Genomic DNA, 9,205 nt, shown 5'->3' with positions numbered 1-9,205 from the left:
AACCGTGCTCGCCGTACGCCATGGACCCACCCGGTTTCGAGACAGGCGCTGCGCGCCTTCCTCAACCAACGACACCGCCGGTCGAGCAGCGAGGAGCGCCAGCGACGAGCGACGCCGCCGTTGGTCGAGCAGGGAGGAGCGCCAGCGACGAACGACGCCGAGACCCCGTGAGTGACTCGCAGACCGCAACCGTGCTCGCCGTACGCCATGGACCCACCCGGTTTCGAGACAGGCGCTGCGCGCCTTCCTCAACCAACGACACCGTTGGTCGAGCAGCGAGGAGCGTCAGCGACGAGCGACGCCGAGACCCCGTGAGTGACTCGCAGACCGCAACCGTGCTCGCCGTACGCCATGGACCCACCCGGTTTCGGCGACGCTCGAGCCTTCGGCCCTCGCTGCTCAACCAACGAGACGCAGGAACGCCGACCCGGCTCGTTCACACGAGCCGGGTCGGCGTCTGCGGTGCTGCGGCTCAGATGTCGGCGCCGAGCTCGTCGTCGTCCTTGTCCTCGTCGTCGGAGTCGTACTTGACGTACTTGATGCCCTCGTCGACCCCGCCGTCGAAGCCGAGCCGGCCGTCCTCGAGGACCAGGACCCGGTCACACATGCGGCGCACCGAGCCGGCGGCGTGGCTGACGTAGAAGACGGTGGCCCCTGAGTCGCGGACCTCCTCCATCTTCTCCAGGCACTTGCGCTTGAAGGGCTTGTCCCCCACCGCCAGCGCCTCGTCGGCCAGGAAGATGTCGCAGTCGACGTTGATGGCCACCGCGAAGCCGAGCCGGGCGTACATGCCCGAGGAGTAGTTGCCGACGGGCGAGTCGAGGTGCTTGCCGATGCTGGCGAACTCGATGATCTCGTCGAGCTTGCGGTTGGTCTCGCGCTCGCTCATCCCGAAGACCGCGGCGTTGAGGTAGACGTTCTCGCGGCCGGTGAGCTGGGGGTGGAAGCCCGCCCCGGTGGCGATCAGCCCGGCGATCCGGCCACGGGTCAGCACCTTGCCGGAGTCGGGCTTCATGATGCCGTTGACCAGCTTGAGCAGCGTGGACTTGCCGGAGCCGTTGAGGCCCATCAGGCCGATCGACTCGCCCTGCTCGACGGTGAAGGAGACGTCGTCGAGCGCCTTGAAGGTGTCGCTGATCTGCTGGCCGCGCATCTTGGCCACCGTCACCTCCTTGAAGGTGCGGTGGTAGCGCAGCGTGAAGGCCTTCGTGGCGTTCTCCACCACGATGGACGTCGAGGACGGGTAGCTCAATTCAACCGCTCCGGGATCTTGTCCTCCAGCGACCGGAAGACCAGCTGGGCGACGACGAGCGCCAGGCCCGCGATCGCCAGCATGACGAGGCCGCGGGTGAACAGGTGGTCGGGCAGCTCGGTGGCGGCCGTGGCCGCCGGGTCGTTGGTCGTGCCCACCCAGAAGGCGCGCTGCACGAGCAGCACCGCCTCGGCGAGCGGGTTGTAGAGGTAGTACTGCGCGAAGCCCTTGAAGCGCTCCTCGACCAGCGTGAACGGGTAGATCATCGGGACGCTGAAGCGCACGAAGTTGGTCAGGATGCCCACGGCGCTGGCGAAGTCGCGGAAGTAGACGTTCGCGACGCTGAAGAGCAGCGCGAGCGCGGTGCCGAGCAGCATGATGATGCCCAGCGCCAGCAGCAGCGCCAGCATGCCGAGCACGTCGGGAGTCCACCCGTAGGGCACGCACGCGATCACCAGGATCACCAGCTGCGGCGCCACGTGGTAGAGCGAGACGAGCATCGAGGCGACCGGGAACATCTCCTTGGGCAGGGACATCTTCCGGATCAGTGCCTTGTTGCGCACGATCGAGCGGGTGCCGGCGTTGAACGTCTCGGTGAAGAAGTGCACGACGATCAGGCCGGTGAAGATGTGGATCGCGAAGTTCTCGGTGCGGTCGCGGCCCAGCAGCAGGGTGAAGATGAAGACGTAGATCAGGAACTGGCTCAGCGGGTTGATGTAGGACCAGATCAGGCCCAGGAACGACCCGGAGTAGCGGGCGCTGATCTCGCGCCGGACCAGCAGCTTGAGCAGGTAGCGGTGCCGGAAGACCTCGAGCAGCCCCTGCGTGGCGGCCGGCGAGGTGAGCGGGGCGTCGACGACGTGGTCGGCCGGCGGGCGGGTCGACTCAGCCATCCGTGTCCGCCGGTTCCTGCATCCAGGGCCGGAACGTCTCCTCCCACGCCTCGGGCGAGGTGATGTGCCCGAGCTCGGCGCGGTACTCCTCGACCAGGCGCGGCCACTCGCGCTTCAGGCGCTCGTGGATCTGCACGGTCTTGGCCATCATCTCGCGGAAGGTCTCGGGGTCGCGCCGGTAGAGCGCGGCCGAGGTGCCGTCGTTCATCGAGACGACCGCGGAGTCGTAGCGCCCCAGCCGGTACCACTTGGCGTCCATCGCCCGGATCTCGGCCTCGGGGTGGCTGCGCGAGAGCGGGCGCGGCTTCTTGAGCTGGCGGATCGGCTGCAGCCCGGCGCTGACCAGCGTGGCCAGGCGGCCCGGCACCGCCGAGTCGTCGCGGCCCTTGCGCGGCGGCTTGCTGCGGCGTACGGGCGCGAAGGCGTCGGGGTCGACCTGCAGCTGCGCGTCGGTGAACTGCTTGCGGGTGGCGTTGACCTCGGCGAGCTTCGTGGGCAGGTCGCGGTGCAGGGTGCCCGGCCCCTCGAGCACGTCGAGCAGCGCCTGGTGGCGGATCTCGACCGTCGAGTACTGCATGGCCACGAGGTGGGCGATCTGGTGGTTGCGGCTCTCGCGGATCATCCGGCCGCCGTGCGGGTACGGCGAGTGCAGCAGCGCCGCGACGAAGCGGTTGCGCACGTGGAAGTAGGCCTGCCAGTCGAGCGCGTCGTTCTTGTCGGTCCACGGCACGTGCCACACCGCCGCGCCGGGGAAGGTCACCGTCGGGTAGCCCGCGGCCTTGGCGCGCAGCCCGAACTCCGAGTCGTCCCACTTGATGAAGACCGGCAGCGAGAGCCCGACGTCCTCGAGCACCCGGCGCGGGATCAGGCACATGAACCAGCCGTTGAAGTCGACGTCGATGCGCTGGTGCAGCCACCGGGTCGAGCGCAGGTTGCGCGAGGCGAAGTCCCAGTCGCTGAAGACGCCGGGCGCCGACTGCCACCAGAAGCGCCAGGGCTGCACGATCTCGCCGAAGCTGTGCAGGCGGCTGCGGGAGTAGAGGTTGAACATGTGCCCGCCCACGATCGTGGGGCGCCGGGCCAGGTCACCGAACGTGATCGCGCGGATGATGCCCTCGGGCTCGCAGACGACGTCGTCGTCCATCATCATCGCGTACGTCGCGGTGCCCTTGCGCACCGACTCGAGCTGGCCTCGGGCGTAGCCGCCCGAGCCGCCGAGGTTGCCCTGCTCGATGATGCGCAGCAGGTCGCCGAGCGACTCGCGGGCCGCGGGGAGCTCCGGGGAGTCCACGACCTTGTCCTTGCCCTGCTCCATCACCATGACGGAGTCGAGGTAGGGGCGCAGCGCCTCGTCGTCACCGACCTGCTGCAGCAGCTTGGCGCAGAAGTCGGGGCGGTTCATCGTGGTGATGACCAGGTCGACGGTGCCGTGCGCCGCCCGGTCCTCGGGCACCTGCGCGGTCCACTCCGCGGACTCCACGACGACCTCGTCGTCGCCGGCCACGACGTCGTACCAGTACCAGCCGCCGTCGACGAAGGGCTTGAGGCTGAGGTCGAAGGTGAAGGTCCCGCCGCTCTCGCTGCCCGTGCTGGCGGTGTCGACGCGCTGGCTGTTGCCGCGCGCCATCGACTTGTAGACGATCACGCTCGCGCCGCGGCCGCTGACGGTGACGCTCAGCTGCACCTCCTCGACGACGCTCCAGCGCCGCCAGTAGCTGGCGGGGAAGGCGTTGAAGTAGGTGCCGAACGAGAGCCGGTCGCCCGAGGGGACGCTCAGCGCGGTGCGCGAGACGATCTGGTCGGGGTGCAGCTGGGCGCCCGTGGTGACGCCCTTGCGCATGGTGGCCACGTTGAGCTCGCGGGCCTGGCGGTTGCTGCCGACCTCGTACTTGTCGGCGTCGAGGACGGCCGGCTCGGGGTCGACGTACAGCGGCAGCACGTCGAGGTCGCGGTCGACGGGCAGCACCTGGCGCTGCAGCAGCCGGGTGGTCGTGGTGCTCATGCGTCGACTCCTCCGCTGGTCAGGGTCTCGCCGTCGCGGAAGTGCGGGGCGAGCTTGTTGTCGACCATCGAGAGCGCGGAGCCGATGGCCATGTGCATGTCGAGGTACTTGTAGGTGCCCAGGCGACCACCGAAGAGCACCATCGGCTCGGCCTTGGCCAGCTCGCGGTACTTCAGCAGCTTCTCGCGGTCCTCGGCGGTGTTGACCGGGTAGTACGGCTCGTCGCCCTCCTCGGCGAAGCGGGAGTACTCGTGGACCACGATCGTCTTGCCGGGCAGGTAGGTGCGCTCGGGGTGCAGGTGCTTGAACTCCAGCACCCGGGTGTGCGGCACGTCCTGGTCGTTGGCGTTGACCACCCCGGTGCCCTGGAAGTCGTCGACGTCGAGGGTCTCGGCCTCGAGGTCGATGGTGCGCCACGAGAGCCGGCCCTCGGAGTTGTCGAAGTACTCGTCGACCGGGCCGGTGTAGACGATCGGCACCTTGCCCTTGTACTGCTCGGCGACGTCGAAGAAGTCGGTGGAGGTGCGCACCTCGATGTTCGGGTGCTCGGCCATCCGGGTCAGCCACGCGGTGTAGCCGTCGACCGGCAGGCCCTCGTAGGTGTCGTTGAAGTAGCGGTTGTCGAAGGTGTAGCGCACCGGCAGCCGGGTGATGATGTCGGCGCTGAGCTGCGTCGGGTCGGTCTGCCACTGCTTGGCGGTGTAGCCCTTGACGAACGCCTCGTACAGCGGTCGGCCGATCAGGCTGATCGCCTTCTCCTCGAGGTTCGTGGCGTCCTCGGTGGCGATCTCGCTGGCCTGCTCGGCGATCAGCGCCCGCGCCTCGTCGGGGGTGTGGCTCTTGCCGAAGAACTGGTTGATCAGGCCCAGGTTCATCGGGAAGGAGTAGACCTGTCCCTGGTACTTGGCGAAGACCCGGTGCTGGTAGCCGGTGAAGTCGGTGAACCGGTTGACGTACTCCCACACCCGCTTGTTGGAGGTGTGGAAGAGGTGCGTGCCGTACTTGTGCACCTCGATCCCGGTCTCCGGGTCGATCTCGCTGTAGGCGTTGCCACCGAGGTGGTCGCGCCGTTCGAGCACGAGGACCTTGAGTCCGAGCTCGCTGGCACAGCGCTCCGCGACGGTGAGTCCGAAGAAGCCGGAGCCCACGACCACGAGGTCGGGCTGCTGGGCGGGGTCAGTGTGAGGGGCTGGCACGGTCGGTCAGTCTACGGACGATGGCGGCAGCCGGCGCATCCCACGCGCTGCGCGCATGGCCCGGATCACGTTGCCGGCCTCCGCCCGCCCCCCGCGCGCCGGGCTCAGCACCACGACCGCCAGGGCGATCAGCCAGGGCTTGAGCCGCACCAGGGCGTTCTCGCCGTAGCGCAGGTGCACGGCGAAGAGGTTGCGGTACATGTAGTACCCCTTCCACCCGGCCAGGTCGTGCTGCTGGTCGAAGTCGAGCTGGCGCACCAGCACCGCGTCGCGCAGCGCCCAGATGCGGTAGCCGGCCCGCCGCGCGCGCACCGCGAAGTCGACGTCGTCGTAGAAGATGAAGTAGCTCGGGTCGGGCAGGCCGATGCGCTCCAGCACGCCGCGGCGCACCATGAACCCCTCGAAGGCGACGTTCTCGAGCTCGACCCGCTCGGGCATCGCGTCCCGGCTCCCCCAGTCGGTCTCGACCATCCTCGACTTGGGCTTGATGGCCAGCGGGTTGCGCAGGTCGAAGCGGGTCGCGGCCTTCTCGCAGAGCCGACCCTGGGAGTCCTCGCGCACCGCCATCAGGCAGTCCTCGTCGGTGGCCAGCAGCACCCCGAGGCAGTCGGGGGCGGGCAGCACGTCGTCGTCCATCAGCCAGATCCGGTCGACGCCGGCGTCGTACGCCGTGCGGGTGCCGAGGTGGAAGCCGCCCGCGCCGCCGAGGTTCTCGGGCGTGCGGACCACCTGCAGGCCCGGCAGCGTGCAGGCGGCCAGCACGTCGGGGGTGTGGTCGGTGCTGGCGTTGTCGACGACCACGACCAGCTCGGGCGCGGGGTCGAGGGCGCCCAGGCCGGCGAGCATCCGCTCGAGCAGGTCGGCGCGGTTGTAGGTGACGACCACGACGCCGGTGGTCTCGCTCATCGCAGGAACCTCTCGTGGCCGGTGAAGTCGCCGCGCAGGCCGGCCAGGGCAGCGCGGGCGCTGAGCGCGACGCGGCCGGGGTCGCGGCGGGTGAGCAGGTAGAACCACACGGTCTTGGCCCAGAACATCGCCACGTGCGCCCAGCCGCGGTAGTCGCGCAGGTTGACGGTGTTGTTGCGGGCCATGCAGTAGGCCTTCAGCTCGCTGGGGCTGTGGTTGTAGGTGGTGCGCCCGCCCATCATCGGGGTGCCGAGCTCGCCGACCGAGGGGTGGTGCACGCGGGCGCCGGTGACGGTCGCGATGCGCGCACCCGCCTTCTCGGCGCGCAGCCGGTACTCGTGGTCGTCGCCCCAGATGAAGAACTCCGAGCGCGGCAAGCCGATGCGCTCGACCAGCTCGCGGGTGACCAGCACCCCGTTGAAGGGGATGACGATGTCGTCGAGGCGCCCGCGCGCTCCCCCGGCCCGCTCGACGTCGGCGAGGCGGTGCACCACGCGGGTCCCGCCGGGCAGCCGGATCGGGAAGACCAGGCGGCCGGGGTCGGCCTCGTCGACGACCAGGGGCCCCCAGAAGTCGAGCCCGTCCTCGGCCAGGAGCCTGGCCAGGCAGTCCGGCTCGGGCAGCCCGTCGTCGTCCATCAGCCAGACCAGGTCGGCGTCGCGCTCGACGGCCCACTCCAGCCCGTCGTGGAAGCCACCGGCCCCACCGACGTTGCGCTCGAGGGTGCGGGCCCGCAGCGGCGTCCCGGGCGCGGCGACCGCCTCGGCCAGCCAGGCTCCGGTGCCGTCGGAGGAGGCGTTGTCGACGACGAGCACCTCGTCGACCTCCGGCACCTCGCGCAGCCGCGCCACCAGCCGCTGCAGCAGCTCGAGCCGGTTGAACGTCACCACCACGGCGACCACACGGCGGGGGTCGGGGCTCGGGTCGGGCACGGCCGACACCCTACGGGCAGCCCGCTGTGGGTCGAGCAGCCAGGAGCGCCAGCGTCCCCCGTTGGTCGAGCAGCGAGGAGCGCCAGCGACGAGCGACGCCGAGACCCCGTGAGTGGCCCGCCCGCCGCAACCACTCGCCGTACGCCATGGGGTCGCCGGGTTTCGAGACGGTTGCTGCGCAACCTCCTCAACCAACGGCTGTGACCACCGTCGTTGGTCGAGCAGGGAGGAGCGCCAGCGACGAGCGACGCCGAGACCCCGTGAGTGGCCGGCCCACCGCAACCACCCGCCGTACGCCATGGGCTCACCCGGTTTCGGCATCGCTCGAGCCTTCGGCCCTCGCTGCTCAACCAACGGCGCACCGCAGCACCGTTGGTCGAGCAGGGAGGAGCGCTAGCGACGAGCGACGCCGAGACCCCGTGAGTGACTCGCAGACCGCAACCGTGTTCGCCGTACGCCATGGACTCACCGGGTTTCGGCGTCGCTCGAGCCTTCGGCCCTCGCTGCTCAACCAACGGCGCCGGGGAGCGGAGTGCTCCTAGGTTCGTCGGTGGAAGGTGACCTGGTTGTCAGCCCCGATGTCGCTCTCGTACTCCGGATCATGGATCCGGCGATGGTGGTAGGGACACAACAGCCGCCCGCGGTCGAGGTCGGTGTGGCCGTGGCAGGACCACGGGTCGTCGTGGTGGGCGTGGCACATCGCCGGAGGGGCATCACAGCCCTTCGCGGTGCAACCACCGTCACGGATACCCATCGCGACCCGCTGAGCCGGGGTGAAGTACCGCTTCGCACGGCCCACATCCAGAGGCTGACTCTTCCCGCCCAGCACGACCGGGACGACGCCGGCCTCGCACGCCAGCCGACGTGCGGTCGCGGCGCTGATCCGGTCGCCGGTGTCGAGCGTCGCGGCCACCAGGCCGTCCTTGAGGGAGTCGAGGGTCATCGTCACCACCACGGTCGCGTTCACACCACCGGCCTTCGGCAGGTCGTGGGGGTCGAGGCGCTCGACGAGCTCCACGAACGCGGCACCGAGCCGTTCCGCGGTGGGGCGGCGTACCGGCACCGGCGCCTGCTCCTCGTGCTCACCCTGTTCGTCCGCACCGTCGGCGGTGCGGGTGGCGATCTGGTGCTTCGGGGCGGCGAACGCCAGCAGCGCCCGCTCCAGCATCTGCCCGACCAGCAGCGGCACCGTGAACGATCCCTTGATCCGGCCGTGCCCGTCCTCACGCATCCGGAACACCGCCGACTTCTCCGCCTCCCGCTCCTCGCGGTCCAGCTGCTCGGCCTCCCACGCCTCAGCCACCTCGGGTGCCACCACCTCGAGGATCCGGCGGCCCAGCACCCGCAGCGCCTTCGCGTCGTGGACCTCTGCGTACGCGACCAGCGCCTTGGTCGCCTGTTCCAGCACGCCGGCGTCCAGGTCGTCGGGCAGCTCGTCCAACGCGGTGCAGATCACCGACGCCTGCTCCGCGACCATCTCGCCGCGACCCAGTGCCTCCCGCACCAGGTCGTACCGATCCAGACCCGCCGCGAGGCGGACCTGGCGGAACGACTCCCGCTTCGTCGACCGGGTGGCGTTGGAGTGCCACACCGCCACCGAGGGCGACGCGTTCGTCTCCGCCACCGCCACCGTCTCGGCGTGCGACAACAGCTGCGAGCGCACCTCCACCAACCGGGCCTCGGCCCGAGAGACCTCGACCAACGTCTGCGCGGTGGCCTCCTGGCTCATCGACCACAACGGCGTACCAGCCACCTCGTCAAGGGTGGCGTGCACCCGCGCGACAGCACCTCCGATGGGGTGCGCCGCAGTGGTGGCCATGAGTAAAGTATCTCAGGACCCACCGACAAAGCACCAGGTCAGAACCCGTTTTCCACAGACGGATCGAAAACTTTTTCGAGGCGATCTACACGGTGCGAAACCGACCGGTCGATGGTGCAAAAGTGACCGCTCGGTGGTGCGAAAGTGGCTGCTCGGCCGTCAGAAGAGGGTGTCCTGGGAGAAGACGGGGGCCGTGGGGGGCGGG

General features: G+C 69.6%; 7 protein-coding genes. All 7 read right to left on the bottom strand.

Translation table 11 applies throughout. The features are described 5' to 3' along the window. Positions 1-472 precede the first annotated feature (472 nt). Entirely contained in the window at positions 473-1,252 is a 780-nt protein-coding gene (locus ABKW28_RS22100) for an ABC transporter ATP-binding protein (RefSeq protein ID WP_193667151.1), read from the bottom strand. Continuing rightward, positions 1,249-2,145, bottom strand: coding sequence for an ABC transporter permease (locus ABKW28_RS22095; protein ID WP_348613333.1), 897 nt, complete (start codon positions 2,143-2,145; stop codon positions 1,249-1,251). The genes ABKW28_RS22100 and ABKW28_RS22095 overlap by 4 nt, the downstream gene beginning before the upstream one ends. Next, positions 2,138-4,147 (bottom strand): glycosyltransferase, encoded by a 2,010-nt coding sequence (locus ABKW28_RS22090; protein ID WP_193667149.1) that lies wholly within the window; start codon positions 4,145-4,147, stop codon positions 2,138-2,140. Before ABKW28_RS22090 ends, ABKW28_RS22095 begins: the two co-directional genes overlap by 8 nt. After that, positions 4,144-5,343, bottom strand: coding sequence for a UDP-galactopyranose mutase (gene glf / locus ABKW28_RS22085; protein WP_193667148.1), 1,200 nt, complete (start codon positions 5,341-5,343; stop codon positions 4,144-4,146). Before glf ends, ABKW28_RS22090 begins: the two co-directional genes overlap by 4 nt. Before the next feature lie 6 nt (positions 5,344-5,349). Further along, positions 5,350-6,249, bottom strand: a complete 900-nt coding sequence (locus ABKW28_RS22080) for a glycosyltransferase family 2 protein (RefSeq protein WP_348613331.1) — start codon at positions 6,247-6,249, stop codon at positions 5,350-5,352. Continuing rightward, positions 6,246-7,181 carry a glycosyltransferase family 2 protein gene (locus tag ABKW28_RS22075; protein WP_348613329.1) on the bottom strand — a complete coding sequence of 312 codons (936 nt, stop codon included), beginning with the start codon at positions 7,179-7,181 and terminating at the stop codon, positions 6,246-6,248. The genes ABKW28_RS22080 and ABKW28_RS22075 overlap by 4 nt, the downstream gene beginning before the upstream one ends. Positions 7,182-7,719: 538 nt before the next feature. Continuing rightward, positions 7,720-9,000: a DUF222 domain-containing protein gene (locus ABKW28_RS22070; RefSeq protein WP_348613327.1), complete on the bottom strand. Its 1,281-nt coding sequence runs from the start codon at positions 8,998-9,000 to the stop codon at positions 7,720-7,722. Between the last annotated feature and the right edge of the window lie 205 nt (positions 9,001-9,205).

It is taken from the genome of Nocardioides sp. 31GB23 (genome assembly GCF_040012395.1).
Taxonomy (GTDB): Bacteria; Actinomycetota; Actinomycetes; order Propionibacteriales; family Nocardioidaceae; genus Nocardioides; species Nocardioides salarius.
The sequence above is the reverse complement of the archived record's forward strand: the minus strand, read 5'-3'. Positions and strand labels throughout refer to the sequence as shown.

Excerpts from the sequence above, each read along its gene's own strand:
- ABKW28_RS22095 (WP_348613333.1), bottom strand. The coding sequence starts at position 2,145 with ATGGCTGAGTCGACCCGCCCGCCGGCCGACCACGTCGTCGACGCCCCG.
- ABKW28_RS22090 (WP_193667149.1), bottom strand. The coding sequence starts at position 4,147 with ATGAGCACCACGACCACCCGGCTGCTGCAGCGCCAGGTGCTGCCCGTC.
- ABKW28_RS22080 (WP_348613331.1), bottom strand. The coding sequence starts at position 6,249 with ATGAGCGAGACCACCGGCGTCGTGGTCGTCACCTACAACCGCGCCGAC.
- ABKW28_RS22070 (WP_348613327.1), bottom strand. The coding sequence starts at position 9,000 with ATGGCCACCACTGCGGCGCACCCCATCGGAGGTGCTGTCGCGCGGGTG.